This is a genomic window from Leptonema illini DSM 21528 (genome assembly GCF_000243335.1).
Classification (GTDB): domain Bacteria; phylum Spirochaetota; class Leptospiria; order Leptospirales; family Leptonemataceae; genus Leptonema; species Leptonema illini.
Genome location: NZ_JH597773.1, coordinates 1,699,571 through 1,715,878, shown reverse-complemented (window position 1 = coordinate 1,715,878; position 16,308 = coordinate 1,699,571). Strand labels below are relative to the sequence as shown.

General features: G+C 54.7%; 14 protein-coding genes. 9 read left to right on the top strand and 5 right to left on the bottom strand.

Features of this window, described 5'->3' with window-relative positions:
- Positions 1-36 precede the first annotated feature (36 nt).
- Complete coding sequence (locus LEPIL_RS07820; protein WP_002771606.1) at positions 37-996, bottom strand: hypothetical protein; 960 nt, start codon at positions 994-996, stop codon at positions 37-39.
- A gap of 355 nt (positions 997-1,351) precedes the next feature.
- Between LEPIL_RS07820 and LEPIL_RS07815 the strand changes: the two genes are divergently transcribed.
- Entirely contained in the window at positions 1,352-3,259 is a 1,908-nt protein-coding gene (locus LEPIL_RS07815; protein WP_002771605.1) for an acyl-CoA dehydrogenase family protein, read from the top strand.
- 10 nt (positions 3,260-3,269) lie between these two features.
- On the opposite strand, the gene lepB is transcribed toward LEPIL_RS07815, so the two are convergent.
- The gene (gene lepB, locus LEPIL_RS07810) at positions 3,270-3,866 is read right to left on the bottom strand and encodes a signal peptidase I (RefSeq protein ID WP_002771604.1); all 597 of its coding nucleotides are present in this window, start codon (positions 3,864-3,866) and stop codon (positions 3,270-3,272) included.
- Positions 3,867-4,079: 213 nt separating this feature from the next.
- On the opposite strand from lepB, the gene LEPIL_RS07805 reads away from it, so the two are divergent.
- The 5 genes from LEPIL_RS07805 to LEPIL_RS23785 all read left to right on the top strand — a co-directional run bounded on the left by LEPIL_RS07805 (position 4,080) and on the right by LEPIL_RS23785 (position 9,112).
- Positions 4,080-5,213 (top strand): ribonuclease D, encoded by a 1,134-nt coding sequence (locus LEPIL_RS07805; protein ID WP_002771603.1) that lies wholly within the window; start codon positions 4,080-4,082, stop codon positions 5,211-5,213.
- A gap of 77 nt (positions 5,214-5,290) precedes the next feature.
- Entirely contained in the window at positions 5,291-6,409 is a 1,119-nt protein-coding gene (locus tag LEPIL_RS07800) for a S1C family serine protease (RefSeq protein WP_002771602.1), read from the top strand.
- A gap of 4 nt (positions 6,410-6,413) precedes the next feature.
- Complete coding sequence (locus LEPIL_RS07795; RefSeq protein WP_002771601.1) at positions 6,414-7,175, top strand: biotin--[acetyl-CoA-carboxylase] ligase; 762 nt, start codon at positions 6,414-6,416, stop codon at positions 7,173-7,175.
- Complete coding sequence (locus LEPIL_RS07790) at positions 7,172-7,987, top strand: type III pantothenate kinase (RefSeq protein ID WP_002771600.1); 816 nt, start codon at positions 7,172-7,174, stop codon at positions 7,985-7,987. The genes LEPIL_RS07795 and LEPIL_RS07790 overlap by 4 nt, the downstream gene beginning before the upstream one ends.
- An 81-nt stretch (positions 7,988-8,068) precedes the next feature.
- Positions 8,069-9,112, top strand: a complete 1,044-nt coding sequence (locus LEPIL_RS23785) for a hypothetical protein (protein ID WP_002771599.1) — start codon at positions 8,069-8,071, stop codon at positions 9,110-9,112.
- A 113-nt stretch (positions 9,113-9,225) separates the two neighbouring features.
- On the opposite strand, the gene LEPIL_RS07775 is transcribed toward LEPIL_RS23785, so the two are convergent.
- A complete protein-coding gene (locus LEPIL_RS07775) occupies positions 9,226-9,603 on the bottom strand; it encodes a DUF1304 domain-containing protein (protein WP_040919879.1) in 378 nt (125 codons plus the stop codon).
- A gap of 167 nt (positions 9,604-9,770) precedes the next feature.
- Here LEPIL_RS07775 and LEPIL_RS07770 point away from each other — a divergent pair, with 167 nt between their 5' ends.
- Positions 9,771-10,736: a GlxA family transcriptional regulator gene (locus LEPIL_RS07770; RefSeq protein ID WP_002771588.1), complete on the top strand. Its 966-nt coding sequence runs from the start codon at positions 9,771-9,773 to the stop codon at positions 10,734-10,736.
- A gap of 65 nt (positions 10,737-10,801) precedes the next feature.
- On the opposite strand, the gene LEPIL_RS07765 is transcribed toward LEPIL_RS07770, so the two are convergent.
- Both LEPIL_RS07765 and LEPIL_RS07760 read right to left on the bottom strand, forming a co-directional pair.
- A complete protein-coding gene (locus tag LEPIL_RS07765) occupies positions 10,802-11,668 on the bottom strand; it encodes a DUF4349 domain-containing protein (RefSeq protein ID WP_002771586.1) in 867 nt (288 codons plus the stop codon).
- A 67-nt stretch (positions 11,669-11,735) separates the two neighbouring features.
- Positions 11,736-12,707: a serine hydrolase domain-containing protein gene (locus tag LEPIL_RS07760; protein WP_002771584.1), complete on the bottom strand. Its 972-nt coding sequence runs from the start codon at positions 12,705-12,707 to the stop codon at positions 11,736-11,738.
- A 174-nt stretch (positions 12,708-12,881) separates the two neighbouring features.
- On the opposite strand from LEPIL_RS07760, the gene LEPIL_RS07755 reads away from it, so the two are divergent.
- The gene (locus LEPIL_RS07755) at positions 12,882-15,269 is read left to right on the top strand and encodes an ATP-binding protein (RefSeq protein WP_002771582.1); all 2,388 of its coding nucleotides are present in this window, start codon (positions 12,882-12,884) and stop codon (positions 15,267-15,269) included.
- Between the two features lies 1 nt (position 15,270).
- Positions 15,271-16,290 carry an HD domain-containing phosphohydrolase gene (locus tag LEPIL_RS07750; protein WP_002771580.1) on the top strand — a complete coding sequence of 340 codons (1,020 nt, stop codon included), beginning with the start codon at positions 15,271-15,273 and terminating at the stop codon, positions 16,288-16,290.
- The last annotated feature ends 18 nt before the right edge of the window (positions 16,291-16,308 follow it).

The following is a 16,308-nucleotide window of genomic DNA, read 5'->3' as shown; positions in this document are numbered from 1 at the left end:
CCCTCAGGATGGCAAAGCAAAAAACCATCGGAACCGTCAGGAGTTCGTCATTCCCGTATTGCTGAGCGTCTCTTCGTCTCTATTCACGCGGTCTTCACGGGAATAGTTCAGATACATCACAGCTGCAACCGCGGACAGATAAGCATAGAGCAGAGTGTTGAGAAAGTTACCGGCCAGCATGGTCGTCATAATGAAAGGACTTTCAGAGAAGGCTCGTATCATTTCTTCAGGGCCTTTCATCGCCTGTGGATCCATCGGTTGAAAAATGGAACCGATCAGCATATTGAGAGGAATCGATAGGAACATGTACACCGCATAGAAAACAGCCAGAGAGATGAAATAAACCAGAAGCGTTTTTCCAAACCGATCTCGCAACAGAGAAAAGCAGAGCGAAAGCGCAGAGGGACCGCGGCCTCCGATACCTACAAGCGGTGCCACCATGGAGAAATAGACCATCAGAAGCAGACCGGGCACAAAGCAAAAAATCATCCCGATCATCACGGGGAAAAAGGCAAGAAAGGCGGTAAACAGGAAGGGAACATATCGACGCAGAGTCTGCAGGAATGTATGGCCTGCCGTCGCTTCAGAGTTGATGAAACAATCCCCCGTCCGGTTGGTTATATACAGACTGTAGAAGGCCTGCAGCAACATACTGATGAAACCGAGAAGCATCATGACGCCAAAGAACTGTCCGAAAATCCGCGAGAATTGCGCCGGTGTCGGCGCACCGGCCTTTGAGGCCATCTGGTGACTGATCAGGTCGATGAATCCCGATGTAAAAAAGCGCATATAGATTACAAACAGGACAGAGGTCACAAGCGTATAGATCAGTATGGGCAGGCCAAAATCTACGGTTCTCTGCTTAAAAAGCTGGAATGTGACTCGAAAAATCCCACCAATATCGAGCTCGTCTGTATCGATGGTGGACCGTAGATCTGAAGAGATCGGAGCCGGAGTGAAATCGGCAGGGGGATGATAAGGATTTTCAATAGACATATTGTAAAAAACTCCGGCCCTTTCTATTCTTCTGAAGCTCGACCAAATTTCTATCTTCCAGGATTACCCTTCGGTCAGAGAGGGCAACAGATTTCATGTCTACTCTCGGCTTCAACAAGAACGGATGCAGTCGTTCTCCTCCTTTCATTCCATTACCGCCGCGAAGAGGTGCCCCAAAAAATCGGTACGATGCGCTTCTTTGAGGCGCACAGGCTCTGAAGGGTCGACGCTGAGGTGATGCTATTTTCGTTTGCCTGACGGCAGGCATGCGGTTTCCTGACGAAGGAACTCATCTCAAAACCCTCGATTGCGAAGCGGGTTCTGACATGGGTTCTTCGTGCCGGAGGAGCTTTGCATGATTGAAGATATCTTTGCCGATCGACCGATCGCCAATCCCCGTCTGAACGAATCAGACAACTTTAACCCGGGCCTTGAACCCTACGACCTCACCGATTACACAGGCATCCGCGGTCGCAACTTCTTTCACGAAGATCAGGTATTGCAACGCATCTTCTTGCGCGAAGCACTCACTCAAGACGCAGATCACAATAGAGCGATGTACCGACACATCGAAGGCTACGGCGACCTTGTCGGCACGATCCTTGACGAGCTGGCCGAGATCTCGCATAAAGAGAATCGACTCGGTTATATCGAGCATTTTGATCGCAGCGGCGAACGCATCGACGAGGTGCGTTACTGCCACGAGCAGATCCAGGCGCGAAAGATTTCTTATGAATATGGCATCGTGAATCTTGATTTTCACAGAAGCTGGGAACATCCGTTCACGATGTTCCATCGCATGGCGCTTGCCTATCTGTGCAATCAGGACGGCGAGGCAGGCGTCGGCTGTCCTCTTGCGATGACGGATGGCATGATCCGGGCGATTAAGGCGCTCGGCACGCCTCTGCAGAAAGAGCTGTATCTTCCATTAATCGCCGGCCCCTCCAGCGAAAGCTATTTCATGTGCGGGCAGTATGTAACCGAGCGCGTCGGAGGATCAAACGTCGGGGCCAACCGCACCCTGGCCCGTCGTCTTGAAGCCCCGGCCGGCGAAGCTCCTGGAAAGTGGTTGCTTACGGGCGAGAAATGGTTCTGTTCGAATCCGGGCGATCTCTGGGTAACGACCGCCCGCGTCGACGGCACGAACCGCATCGGTCTCTTTCTTGTTCCGCGTCTGCGTACCGACGGCTCGAAGAATGGTTATACTCTTCTGCGAAAGAAAGACATCATCGGAAGCCGGGGTAAGATTACGGCCGAATGCCTTTACGAAAACTGCGAGGTTGAGGAGCTGGGGCGTCCGGCGCACGGCATTGCAAATCTGATTCGATATGTCATCAATATCTCTCGCATCCACGTCGGAGCGGCGGCCATCGGTATGAGCCGGCGAGCGCTTATGGAAGCGCTTGCCTACGTGCGTCGTCGTACGGCCTATGGAAAACGTGTCGTCGATTTTCCCGTCACGAAGGTGATGCTTGCGAAGATGTCGATTCTGCATACGACGGTGACGCTTGCGAACTTCCGCAGCTTCAAAGCTCTCGATAAAAAAGATCCGATATCGGAGCTTCTCACCCCGATGCTCAAGTACATCTCGACGGTGAATGCGACCTGGACCGTGCGCCAGTCGATTCTGCTGCACGGAGGCAACGGCATTCTCGGCGATTTCAGCTGCCTGCCCCGTCTGTTAAACGATTCCGTTATCAACGAGACGTGGGAGGGAGCGCATCCTCTGATCCAGGAGCACGTGCTCAAGGCGCTCTCGCGTGAGAAAGTGCGCTCAGCGCTCGATCAGCATATCGAATCGGTCCTGGCACGCGAAACGAACGGCGGCGAGAGATCCGATCTGTTTCGTGATCTGCGACAGTTATACGCCGACTGGAAGCAGAACCTCGAACAGTCCGCAGAATGGATCGATCTCAATCGCAAGTATATCACCGAATCGCTTTTCTATGTGTACGGGCTGTCGTTGCTTATCGAAGAGGCCGTCTTTGATCCGGCGCTGGTGTCGCAGAAAAAGGGCATCCCGCAAGAATTGCTCTGGACGGGGCCGGAATACGATCCGTTGCTTGTGCGTCCGGGCGAGAATGCCGACCGCCGGAATCCCGAGGCCATGATCCGCCTTGAGAACCGTATCTATGCTCACATGGCGCGCGGATTGATCGAAATCTATCGCCGCGGAGTAGACGGGGCGACGGATCCCGAAGGAGTATTCATGAATATGAAGATGCTCGACGGCATCCTCGCCTACATGGGCGTGAACGAGTAACGGAAGGGCCTCAGTGTAGCAGGCCGATGACCTTCGCAACCGGCACGGGCCCGAACTGCCTTGAGTCGAGCCCATCGCCGTCGGCGAGAACATAAAACTCATCGGCCTTCAGCGTTATCTCGTCTCGATCAAAGAAAGAGGCCTGTAGCAGAGCAGGCGATGGCCCTTTACGCTTTGCCTTTGGTCTGTCGGCTTTTTCCTCTCTGGAATCCGAAGAAGGCGGTTCGGCTTCTTCATGGTAGTCTGAAGCTCGTATTACCTTTCCGTTTACAAGAACGGCTCCTTGCTTCACCTGAACACGATCGCCCGAAACGGCGACGACTCTCCGGATCATGCGCTGTTCTTCGTTCATGGGATGTTCGAACAAGATCATGCGATCCTTTGCGATTTCAGCGGGCTCAAAACGCCGATGCACCGTCACGACATCACCCTCTTTCAGAGCGGGCGCCATCGACGGCTCTGAAATCTGAACAGGCGTCCACAGAAAACGATGCAGGGCCATACGCAGGCCCCAGCCGGCAAACAGGGCAAGAATGACGACGATGACGATCGACCCCCTGGTCTTTTTCTTTCGTTCCGGAACAAGGTCACGATCACGTATGCCCATACACCACCCGTAGAATCCAGAGAATGCCGCTTGGATTCAAGTTGAATCCAGAGAAGAGAACTGAAATCAGGAATCAAAGCGCTGCGGCGACAGTCAATCCTTTCCATCAAGATGCGGACGAGATGCGGAGGATATCCAGATGCAGGCGCGGCATGCATCTCCAGGCCGAAAAAGGCTTTGTTTGAAAAGGGGGGATTGAGAAAAAGGTCCGAGATGCCCGACTACATATATATAGACAGACAGCAACCTCTCGACCTCGCTTACTCCGTCCTTGATAAAGCCCCTTATCTGGCCGTTGATACGGAGTCCTCCGGGTATTATACTTATTATTCAGAGCTCTGCCTGATTCAGATCTCCACCGATTCCCAGCATTTCATCATTGATACGCTTGCTAAGCTTGAGTTACAGCGCCTCGCTCACATCTTTGCCGGGCAGAACATACCGAAGATCTTCCATGCGGCCGCCTCTGATATGGGCGAGTTCCGTCGTCAGTATGGCTGGAGTTTTGCGAACGTCTTTGATACGCATATGGCAGCCCGTTATTTGCGCCATGAGGCCTGTTCGCTTCTCGCTCTCGTGCAGAGGTATGTCGGCGTGGAGCTCGAAAAGAAAGAGCAGAAGTCGAACTGGATGAAGCGCCCCCTGACGAAGTCGCAGCTTGATTACGCACACCTTGATACGGTTTATCTTTATCAGATTATGCAGCAGATGAAAGAGGAACTGGAGCGTGCCGGCGTTATGGAAGAGTTCCAGGCCGAGATGGACTGGATGTGCGAGGGAGGCGATGACGAGCTTGAAATCGAAAAGCCGGATAACCCGAACGCCTGGATGCGAGTGAACGGAGCGATCCGGCTTTCCGCATCGGCGCGGGGACGCTTTGCAGCCGTCTATGCTTTGCGCGAAGAGCGTGCTAAAAAGGAAAACATTGCGGCCTTCCGGCTGATGACCAATCGCAATCTCTTTCGTCTCGTCGAAGAGCTACCTGAAACGACCGATGAACTGCATGATTTCGGCCTGCATCCGGTTTTTCTGCGGCGTGACGGAAGCAGGGTCATCGAGTCGCTCCGTGAGGCGAAGCCGATACAGCAACTGCCCTTTGACGAAAGACAGTGGGATCCTCCTGAAGTCGAAGAACGATTTCGCAAGTTGAAGGAATGGCGTCAGAAGATCGTATCCCGTCGAGACCTCGAACCCGCCCTGATACTGTCGAACCGCATCTTAAAAGAGATAGCGCGAAAGCAACCAATAAGCGTCGACGATCTGGGGGCTCTGCATCTGATGTCGGACTGGAAGCTGCACAATTACGGACCCGAAGTTATAAAAGTGGCAGGCGGCGTCAGGCAATGATGGTAATTTCAGCGATGGCAGGCCGGTGCGAAGCGTCGTCCGCAATCGCTTTTTCACGGTTTATTCAGAGGTAGGATATGGCACGCAAGATTCAAATGACGCGATTTACACTGATGAATCTGATTTTCTTTTCGATACTGGGCGGTACCTTCTTGAGCCCGCTTGTTTACAGCGGTCTTCGTGAAAGCCTTCACCGTCAGGGAGTGGAAGGCGATCCGCTTTCTGATGCCGACCAGGCGACGGCCATCGCTTTACAGAAGAACTTCATCAGCGTTTTCAAGAAGGCGCAGCCTTCCGTCGTGTATATCAAGACGAATATCGTCGTGCGGCCTCATGCCTGGTTCGAGTACTATCAGCAACTCGAAGGTCAGGGGACCGGCGTTATCATCGATCAGGAGGGCTACATCGTAACGAACAGCCATGTCGTGGCGAACGCCCAGAGTATCGAGGTGACGTTTTCTGATAACACAAAGGCCGAGGCGAAGCTGGTGGGGCGCGATGAGAACTCCGACGTCGCCGTTATTAAAGTGCCGGCGTCGGCAAGATTGCAGCCGGCGTTGCTCGGCGATTCCGATAAGGTCGAACCGGGGCAGCTTGCCTTTGCCCTCGGTTCGCCGTTCGGTCTTGAAAGCACATTCACGCAGGGTATCATCTCGGCTAAGTCGAGAAACATCGACGATTCCAAATACACGCGCATCCAGACTGATGCGTCGATCAATCCGGGTAACTCCGGCGGGCCACTGCTCAACATATACGGCCAGGTGATCGGCATCAACCAGTCCATCATCTCACCGGACGGCAAAGGCGGGTCGGTGGGCATCGGATTCGCCATCCCAATAAACGAAGTCAGAGACACGATTGATCGACTCAAGAAAGAGAAGCGCGTCATCGGACGAGCGGCGCTCGGAGTATCGGTCGGCGAGGCGAGCGACAATCTGCGTGAGTATCTCGGAATCAAAGGACAGATTCCTGGCGTCGTCGTGCGTATGGTTGTGCCCGGTTCGGCGGCCGAAAAGGCCGGCCTGAAAGAGAACGATTACATCTATCAGATGAACGGAGCGAAGGTCGAATCGCCTGAAGATCTGATTCGGGCCGTTCAGAAGGCCGGCGTCGGTGCAAGCGTGAAAATCGACATCTACCGGGGCGGCAAACAACTCAGTCTGAACGGAGTGATCGGCGAAGATCTCGCCGACTGACATCATGCTGTCGACCGACCGATGGATAACGCTGTCTGAGACAGAGTCGACGAACAGCCTTCTGCTCGATGGGAACTATCCGTCGGGAACGATGGTTACATCCCGCAGGCAGACGGCCGGTCGCGGTCGACAGGGACGGGCCTGGAGCAACACGAAAGATCAGAGCTTTCTTTACAGCGTTCTGCTTGAGTTTGACGAACTTCCCGCTGCGGCGACGGCCATGCCTTTAATGGCCGGCCTGGCCGTGCTTGAGGCGGCAGAGTCCTGCCTTCGCGATCTGTATCCGGCGGCTTCGACGCAGACCTCTTTCTTCTTGAAGTGGCCTAACGATCTATTAATCAAGAGAGAAGGCACGATCGGTAAGCTGGCCGGCATCTTGCTTGAATCGCGTATGGAAAAGGGCCGATTTCGCGTCGTGACTGGTGTCGGACTGAACTGGTCGGCCATACCGCGCGGCACGGAACCGGCCCCTTTTGCACCGGCCGCCCTTTTTCCTGAAGAGTTCCCTCAGGCGAAGGAGCCCGAGCAGTTTGTCGCATGGCTCATTGCTGCATTGAATCGCCGCCACTACGATCAGCCGATTTTTTCAGCAGAGATCAAAGAGGCCATCGAAGATCGCTTCTTTCTCAGAGGTCGCAAGCTTCGAGGGCCTTTCGGCCTTGCCTCGTGTGAAGGCCTTTCCGCTGATGGAGCGCTTCTACTGCGACTGGAAGACGGATCGACTGTAAGATACGACCGAACCGATGAGGAGTATGAAATCCTGTGAGTTACGCCCTGGCCATTGATATCGGCAACACCAATACCGTATTCGGAATCCTCGCCATTGATCCCGAAGGCTCGATCGAAGGGACCGTCATTAAATCCTGGAGAACGGTTACCCGAAGAGATCGAACCTCCGATGAGTTAGGCGTTTTTCTGTCGGGCTTCTTGCAGAGCGCCGGTTATCGTCTGGACGAAGTAGCGGCATGCGTTTATTCTTCCGTCGTGCCGTCCTTCAATCCCATCGTCGAGCGAATGGTGCGGGATTACTTTCATGTCGAGCCTCTGCGCACGGCGCATGACCTCGATCTTCCCATCGTCTATGATTATCCGCGGCCCGACGAACTCGGAGCGGATCGTATCGTAAACGCCGTCGCCGTCTATGAGATCTATCGAAAGGATGCGATCATCATCGATCTGGGAACGGCGACTACATTCTGTATTGTTCACGGGAACGCCTATCAGGGCGGTGTGATCGCGCCAGGCGTAAAGCTATCGATGGAAACGCTCACGCAACGCACGTCATTGCTTCCGGCCGTTGAGTTCCGCCGTCCGGAGTCGGGCGTCATCGGTGACAGTACGGTGCACGGCATTCAATCGGGATTCTTCTTCGGCTGGGTTGGATTGCTACGCGGCATCATCGATGAGATCCGTCGAACGAATCCCGATCGGAATTATCTCGTTGTAGCCACAGGTGGCCTTTCGCGTATGATTCACGACGAGGTGCCCGGACTCTTTGATGTCGTCGATCACGATCTGACGTTGAAGGGTATGCGCATGATTCTTCTGCGGAATGTGAACCTGCAGCGACCCCAATAGCTTTTGCCGTGCGGTCTCGTTTTTTCTCTTTAGTTGAGACAGAAGTGTAAGGAATTGTAACAATCCTGCGTCTCTCATGGCATGAGACTCAGAATCCTTGTACTGCTTCTGATAGCATTTGCCGCCGTTTCGTGCGGTAAAAAGAAAAAAGGGGCATTTTTTCTGCTTCCTTCCCTGGAAACGCCGGCGCTGAATAATACGGTAGAAACTCCGGTCGAGGAAGTCGCTCCCACTCCAGATAACTTCCAGCATCCTGTTGTCGTGGATCCTGCCACCGATACGGGCGACAATACCGCCGATAACGGAACTGGCACGGGCGATAACACGGCCGACAACGGAACGGGCTCGGGCGATAGCACGGCCGACAACGGAACGGGCACGGGCGATAACACGGCCGACAACGGCACGAGCTCGGGCGACAGCAGCGGCCTTGAGGGAAGCGAATCGAATCCCGATGTCGCTGTGATCAACGTCAGCGAAAGCGAATTCAAAACCGACGGCCTGGCGATGAACGATTGTATCAAGAACCTTCCGATTCCTGATCCTGGCAAGAGCGGAATGGTCAAGTATGACGACTTCACGAAGAATCTCTGCGAGATCAACGGAGTCTGGTATGTCGTCATTCCCTGGGATTTCAAAGACGGTAACTTCAAGATGCATATCGAGAAGAAGATTCCGAAGGCGAAGTATCTGCTCTCGGCTATGTTCGGAACCTATGACGTCGACGGATATCGTGATCTGATGTATCCGCAGCGTCGTGCAACGGCTCCTTACAGCCCCGTCTACAACGTCGACTACACGTCTCAGAACTGGCTCGTCACAAGCCAGGACGTCTTCCTGATCGACATTCCGACGAATCAGTGGATTAACTTCGATAAGAACTATGCGCTTCTGCGTATCTTTGTCGACGACCAGGAGGTCACGACCGAGGACAGCCGCAGCGCTCTGCACATGAAAAGCTCAAGCCTTGTGTATGACATCCCTCCGCCTCCAAGTACGATGGCAGCTTATCTGCTGCAAACGGGCAGCGGAAAGCCGGTCGCTCAGACCGTAACGCTCACCGTGCTTGCAGTGGGAGTTGCCGGACTGATCGCTTACCTGGCTCGCAAGAGACGTGAGGTCTGAACGAACTTACTCTCCTTCCAGATGAAAAGGTCGGCTGCCTCGCGAGAGGCAGCCTTTTTTTCGAGTACCGGTCGGAAGTCGCTCTGGCACGCTTTGTTCCTAACAGGAGCTTCTTATAGCGACAGGAAGGCGGTCACAACGGCGACCAGTGCCGGCAGGCCCTGGATTAAAGCCGCTCTGAAAAGCGCAGGCTTGCTGATGAGCAGCACGGCACCGGCGCCGGCGATACAGAGGTTGGAGTACAGCAGCACCGTCGCAGCTCCGTCGATCGATGTGAAAAAGGCCGCTCCGAAAAGGCTGCCGAGGGCCAGGAAAAGGTTGTAGTAGCCCTGGTTCAGCATGACGTCTTTGAGTTGCGTTGCCTGCTCTTTTGAGGGAACGGCAAATCTACGATATATGCTCGGCCGCATCCACAGCACCGATTCCATAATAAAGATCCATACATGCAGCAGGCCTGTCAGTGAGGCCAGCACCCGTGCGATGATTTCCAGTAATTCCATGTTCAAACTCCGATTGGTTGGATGCCATGAATATAGCGGATCAGGGGAGGCCGCACAAGATGGCAGAAAGACATTTTTAGATGTGATAATGACACATTTTTTCTGTCGTTTTCACACTTTTAGCGGTGACAGTGTCGGTAGGCAGGGAATGCTCAGGCATGCAATTCGGTCTGCTTCTTTTGCCCGGAATTCCCTCGACGGTGATCTCAGGGCTGCTGGAATTCTTTGAACTGGCCCGCCACGCTCCAGGTTCAGAACAAGTTGGATTAAAGACAGTATCGCTTCAAAGCGGCCCGATTCGCCTGAATGCCGGGCTCTCAATAGAGGCCGATGTCATCGGGCGAATCGCGCAGCCTTTAGACCTGCTGCTCATCCCGGCTATTGGAATGAATACGACCCGCCTCCGGGAGCGCTTCGGTATGGAGGTCGAGCTGCTACGGGAACTTTCATCGAAGGGAACTCGCCTTGCCAGTATCTGCTCGGGCGCTTTTCTGTTAGCCGAAACAGGGTTGTTATCGGGAAAGGCGGCGACGACGCACTGGCGCCTTGCCTCGAAGTTTCGCAGACGGTTCAAAGACGTCGATCTACAGATCGATCGCATGGTCGTCGATGCCGGCTCCGTGCTCACGTCAGGAGGGTCGAATGCCTTCTATGATCTGGCCCTCTATCTTATCGAGCAGTACATCGGCTATGAGGCGGCGCAGTTCTGTTCGCATAACCTTCTTGTCGATGCAAGACGGTCCTCTCAATCGCCGTTTATGCCCGCTATTGCGCAGAGGCAGCATTCCGATTCGCTTGTTCTTGCCGTGCAATCGTCAATCGAGCGTAGCTTTCGCGAAGAGATCTCGCCCGACGTCCTGGCCGCCCATGTCGGATTGAGCAGCCGTTCTCTGTTCCGCCGGTTTAAATCGGCGACAGGCGAGACGCCGAATACGTATCAGCAGCGTCTGCGAGTGGACGCGGCGAAACGAAGGTTAAGCGAAGCGGATGACTCGATCGAAGAGATATCTTTTTCTGTCGGCTATGAAAGCGTCTCGTTCTTCCGTCAGGTTTTCAAGAAGCATACGGGATTCAATCCGCTGGAGTACCGGCGCCGCTTCGGGCGCCGATTGCAGAGCACTTGACTGTAGTACCGCATACGGCCCTGCCTCACACTGGTCGGGTCGTAATAACCGATCGCTCCATGCGATCAGTCTCTGTTGCGACGCAGCCAGCCGAACAGCGACTTTCTCTTCCAGATGATCAACAGAACGGGCACGATGAACGGAAGCGCATATACGAGAATATAGAGCAGCTGCATCAGTAGATTCAGGGCTCCGACGAAGGCGTTGCGATACGATGGAACGACGACGGGATCAGGCGCCGCCGGACCGCGCACCGTTACGGCGATCGTCGCCCTTGATACGCGATCGGCGATGCGCCATTTCTCAATCGTCGCTTCGTCGGCCGCATCTTCGCTGGCGGCAAGGGCCTGTTCACGCTGCGCCCAGTTCTGCGCCGCCGCCGGTCCTGTTAACGCCTGCGATCTACGTTGCATGCGCAGCTCTTCACGCTTCGCACGCACTGCGCGTATGAACTCGGATTCCGTATGGTCCTGAACGGATATCGTTTCGGATTCAAGCGGTCCGAGCGCCGATAGATCCTTGAGCGTTTCGTGCATCTCTTCGACGCGAACCGACATCGTCGTCGTGATGACGGCATCTTCGGAGCTTACGTAGCTCTGTAACAGAAATCCGCGCTTCTTTGCCGTATCGTATAGAAGCTGTCTGGCGCGTACGATATCGTCGGTGCGATATGTGAGATCGAGGCGGTACTCAAGCAGGCGATCAGAGATTATGCCGGGATCGAATGCCAGAGGTGGCAGCGCCTCCGGGCGGGCAGGTTCGCTTTCCCGAGCGCGGTGAGCCCCTGGAGACATGTCCTGCGCGGCAGGCGCTTCTTCCAGCGAAGGGGCGGTTTTGCGCATCTCCATCGATTCGGAGGGGGCACCCGTGTCGTTCTGTTTACAGGCGGCGAAAAGAAGCAGGAGAAGGGCGGTTGTTCTTTTTATGTGCATGTTCAATGGATGCTCCGGAGGGCTCTGCGGTTCACTTTTTTACTCACAGGCTTGAAAACTGCGCCGCTCACACTTCGTGATCGGAGTTAGTCGAATCGAACAGAGCAATGCCGAGCTTCTCGGCCTTTAAAGAGTCTTCGTCGTTCGTAAGAATGACGGCCGTTTTCCCATCTTTATGATAGGCGGCGGCCGTGCTTCCAGGGCCGCCGCCCGTGTGGCCGAAGATCTGTCGTTGGGCGTCGGCCATCAGGCCCAGGCCATACGCCGGCTGTTGAAAAGGTCGACCTTCTATGAAAGGGAGGCGGTGCAGCATGCACATCTGTTGCAAGGACTCGCTCTTTAATAGACGTCCCGAGAAAAGCGCCTGAAAAAGAGCGAGCAGATCCGAAGCGGTCATCGCAAAAAGCCCGTGCGCCACCCAGCCGGGATCATAGATCTCTCGCACCTCGCCTTCGAGAGAGTCGGATCGCCCGATAGAAACGCGTCGCCAGTCCGCACGTTCTTTGACGACGAGACTGCCGCTGAATTCGAGCGGCACAAACAACCGTTCTGCGCTGAGTTCTGCCAGAGGCTGATCCGCCGTCGTCTCGACGATATGCTTGAGAATCATGTAGCCGATGTTCGAATAAGACCAGCCATCCCCGGGCGGAAACAGCAGGGTCGTTGCCTGCGTGCGTTCCATGTATTCGTCAAACGACCAGGCCCGCTGCCCCTGCCGCACCGCTGTATGGTATTCCGGAAGAGGGCCGTAGTCGGGCAGGCCCGACGTATGGCCCATCAGTTGGCGGATCGTGATCTCGGGCGACAGATACCGCGCCTGCGAGGCGGACAGGTACCGTCTGGCCGCATTGTCGATCACCAGTCTGCCCGCTTCGTTCAGCTGTAACGTCAGGATGGCCAGGATCGTCTTTGAGATGCTGTAGACGGCAAACGGGCGATCGGGATCGGCATTGTTTGCGATGATTTCGCGCCCGGATTGTGCGGCGACTCCGGCCACGGTTGGAAGGGAAGTTGCGAGCGTAAGCAGAGCCGGAGTCATGTGGCAATCGTTTGTGTGTTCTTCGGGCCGGGTAGCCTTTTCGCAAACGGTATCTGTTCCGGCCGGAATTTTCGAAAATTCCACGTCACATAAAATAATAATCGGGTATCGCTACCATATGTGGTAGAATCGACAAGGCAGCCCCAGGTTGGCGGCCGGAATGTCGGAGGTCCTATGCAAACTACCGGGTCGGAAGGGAGTAAGGAGCGCTACTGGCAATCGCTTCTGCGTCTTTCGAAAGGACTCGAAATGGCGAAAAGCTATGCCGAGGTCCTTGATACGGCCCGCAAAGAAGTCAGAGAGATAGTCGGATATCAGAATATCTGGGTTTTCCTTTTTGACGATCAGAAAGAGCAGGCGCGAGCGCTGTCTGCGAGCGGATCTCTGTCTGATATGGTGATGTTTGACGAGAACGTGCAAACCCTTCACATTAAAGGCGATCCCATGCTTGAAGAAATCGCAAGCAGCGTTGATATCGTCGTCGTCGAAGATGCGCGTACCGATGAACGCACCGATAAGAAAATCGTCGAACTGTTGCAGAATCGCACTATCGTGAACGTTCCGATTATTTTCCTCGATCGACATCTGGGCTCGGTCGGTACGGGAACATTCGGCGATGAAGGCGTCCGATTGCCGACGGCATCGGACCGTGAATTTCTGATGGCCCTTGCAAGTCATCTTGCCGTTACGCTCGACAGACTGCGCCTCATGTACGAGAGCAAACGCTCCGAAAAGGCCCTGCGTGAAAGCGAAGAAAAATACCGGCGTATCGTCGATATGGCGTCTGAGGGAATCTGGTCCATGGATGTTGACGGTGCCTGCACGTTTCTCAACGCACGCATGAGCGAAATACTCGGCTACGAGAAAGAGCAGATTGTCGGCAGACCGTTAGGCGATTTTATGTTTGCTGAAGATCTTCCCGATCATCATTTGCGGCTCACACAGAGAAGCCAGGGACTGTCGGATCGTTACGAGCGCCGACTCAGGCACGCAAACGGAGAAGAGGTCTGGACTATTTTTTCGGCCACGCCGATTGCCGATGAAAAGGGGCAGTACAGCGGTTCGTTCGCCATGGTAACCGATATTACGGCCCGTAAGCGCAGCGAAGAGCAGCTGCTCGCTTTAAAGAATCATCTGGAAGAGCAGGTGATGCAACGAACGGCCGATCTTGTCGCCGCGCGTAACGCAGCAGAAGCGGCGAGCCGGGCAAAAAGCGTCTTTCTTGCAAGTATGAGCCACGAACTTCGAACGCCTCTGAACGCGATTCTCGGGTTCTCGCGTCTGTTGCAATCCGATCGAACTCTGCCCGATCATACGCGAAAGAACGTCGAGATCATCAATCGAAGCGGAACGCATCTGCTACGATTGATCAACGACGTTCTCGATATGGCGAAGATCGAATCGGGAAGCATGCAGTTGCAGAAGGCGCCCTTCGATCTCGGCGAGCTGCTCTGCGACGTGACGGATCTGATGCGTCAGCGAGCCGAAGAGAAAGGACTGCAGCTCATCATAGATCAGGACTCCACCTTTCCGCGTTACATTGTCGCCGATGAGGGCAGGGTCCGACAGATTCTCATCAACCTCATCGGCAATGCCGTGAAATTCACGGAGCAGGGAGGAGTGACCCTCAGGCTCGGCACGCGAGAGAACACCCTGTCTCATCTTCAAATCGAGGTGGAGGATTCTGGAAAAGGTATCGCTCCAGAAGAATGCCGGCGCATCTTTGAGCCTTTCGTTCAGCTTGGCGATCAGGGAGGCAGTCATGGAACGGGATTGGGCCTCGCCATTACAAAGCAATATGTAGAGTTGATGGGCGGAAGCATATCCGTTACCTCTTCGCCTGAAAAGGGATCTGTCTTTCGCGTCGAGCTTCCTCTTGAAGAGGCGAAGGAAGACGATATTCAGAGAGCGAATGAGGCCGAGCAGCGTGAAATACTTGGAATCGCCGGCCGGTCGGATTATCGCATCCTCATCGTCGAAGACCAGCGCGATAACCAGCTGTTATTGCAGACGCTTATGGAAAACATCGGACTTTCCGTGCGTATTGCCTCGAATGGTGAAGAAGGCGTGAGACTATTTGAGTCGTACAGGCCCCATTTCATCTGGATGGATCGTCGGATGCCCGTTATGGACGGCATCGAGGCGACGAAGAAGATTCGCTCTCTGCCCGGCGGAGCCGACGTCAGAATCGTAGCGGTAACGGCATCGGCCTTCGCCGAACAGCGTGACGAGATGCTTGCGGTCGGTCTTGACGATTTTGTAAGAAAGCCCTATCGTCCGGCCGAGATCTATGACTGCCTGGCAGAGCATCTGAAAATTGAGTATCTGTATGAGTCCGTTCCGAGCGCTCATCGCATGTTAACCGCAGAGTCGTTTTCGTCCATACCGCAAGAAATACTGTCCGAGTTGCGATCCTCGCTGGAAAGTCTGCATGTGGACCGGATTGAACGAGCGGTTGCAGCCGTCGGCCAGTACGATCGCAATCTGCAAACACATCTGGAGGATCTGACGGCGATGTTCGAGTATGAGGCCATTCTAACGGCGCTGAAAGGAAACGAATAGTATGGCTTCAAGTGGAAGCATCCTGGCCGTCGATGATACGCCGGCATCATTGAAACTGCTGACCGATATCCTGCGTGAGGCGGGTTATGATGTGCGCTCTGCAAGAACGGGGCAGATCGCTCTAAAGGCAGCTCTCTCTGAGCCGCCCGAGCTGATCCTGCTCGACATTCGCATGCCCGATATGGACGGTTTTGAGCTATGCCGGCTTCTGAAGTCCAGGCCACAGCTGGCCGATATACCGGTGATTTTCGTTTCTGCTCTATCAGAAACCGAGGAAAAGGTGCAGGGATTCGCGCTGGGTGCAGTGGATTTCGTCACGAAGCCATATCAGCGCGAAGAGCTTCTTGCACGCGTGCGCACTCATATCGAGTTGCATCGGCTTCGCAGCCGTCTTGAAGAGATGGTGAAAGCACGCTCCGCCACTCTCATTGAATCAGAGAAGAAACTGCGAACAAGCATGTTTGATTCTATCACCGCCCTTGCTGCGATGGTGGAGCTGCGCGATCCTTATACGGCCGGCCATCAGAAGCGCGTGTCGGAATTTGCCGTCGCCATAGCCAGAGAGATGGGCCTGAATGAACAGATGATCGAGGGCATCCGCCTTGCCGGAGTCGTGCATGACGTCGGTAAGATTCGCGTACCGGCCGAAATCCTGAGCAAGCCCGGCGCACTCAGCGGACCGGAAATGATGATCATACGCGAGCATTCGTTGAACGGCTTTGAGATTCTGAGATCGATCGACTTCCCCTGGCCCGTCGCTCAGATCGTTCTTCAACATCATGAACGCCTGAACGGTTCGGGTTATCCGTACGGCCTGGCCGCAGATGAGATGTTGCTTGAGGCGAAGATCATCGCCGTCGCCGACGTAGCGGAGGCCATGGCCACACACAGGCCCTATCGACCTGCTCTGGGTATCGAAGCGGCGCTGCAGGAGATCAAAGAGCATCGTGGTGAGCTTTATGATGCCGCGGTCGTTGATATTGCCGCCGCGCTTCTGGCCACGGGAAAGTACCTGGCTTGACATAATATCGGCGTCGTT

What these genes read in the sequence shown, in the direction of transcription:
- LEPIL_RS07820 (WP_002771606.1), bottom strand. Translation starts at nt 996, where the DNA reads ATGTCTATTGAAAATCCTTATCATCCCCCTGCCGATTTCACTCCGGCT.
- LEPIL_RS07755 (WP_002771582.1), top strand. Translation starts at nt 12,882, where the DNA reads ATGCAAACTACCGGGTCGGAAGGGAGTAAGGAGCGCTACTGGCAATCG.
- LEPIL_RS07795 (WP_002771601.1), top strand. Translation starts at nt 6,414, where the DNA reads ATGCTGTCGACCGACCGATGGATAACGCTGTCTGAGACAGAGTCGACG.
- LEPIL_RS07800 (WP_002771602.1), top strand. Translation starts at nt 5,291, where the DNA reads ATGGCACGCAAGATTCAAATGACGCGATTTACACTGATGAATCTGATT.
- LEPIL_RS07805 (WP_002771603.1), top strand. Translation starts at nt 4,080, where the DNA reads ATGCCCGACTACATATATATAGACAGACAGCAACCTCTCGACCTCGCT.
- LEPIL_RS07765 (WP_002771586.1), bottom strand. Translation starts at nt 11,668, where the DNA reads ATGCACATAAAAAGAACAACCGCCCTTCTCCTGCTTCTTTTCGCCGCC.
- LEPIL_RS07815 (WP_002771605.1), top strand. Translation starts at nt 1,352, where the DNA reads ATGATTGAAGATATCTTTGCCGATCGACCGATCGCCAATCCCCGTCTG.
- LEPIL_RS07750 (WP_002771580.1), top strand. Translation starts at nt 15,271, where the DNA reads ATGGCTTCAAGTGGAAGCATCCTGGCCGTCGATGATACGCCGGCATCA.
- LEPIL_RS23785 (WP_002771599.1), top strand. Translation starts at nt 8,069, where the DNA reads ATGAGACTCAGAATCCTTGTACTGCTTCTGATAGCATTTGCCGCCGTT.
- LEPIL_RS07770 (WP_002771588.1), top strand. Translation starts at nt 9,771, where the DNA reads ATGCAATTCGGTCTGCTTCTTTTGCCCGGAATTCCCTCGACGGTGATC.
- lepB (WP_002771604.1), bottom strand. Translation starts at nt 3,866, where the DNA reads ATGGGCATACGTGATCGTGACCTTGTTCCGGAACGAAAGAAAAAGACC.
- LEPIL_RS07760 (WP_002771584.1), bottom strand. Translation starts at nt 12,707, where the DNA reads ATGACTCCGGCTCTGCTTACGCTCGCAACTTCCCTTCCAACCGTGGCC.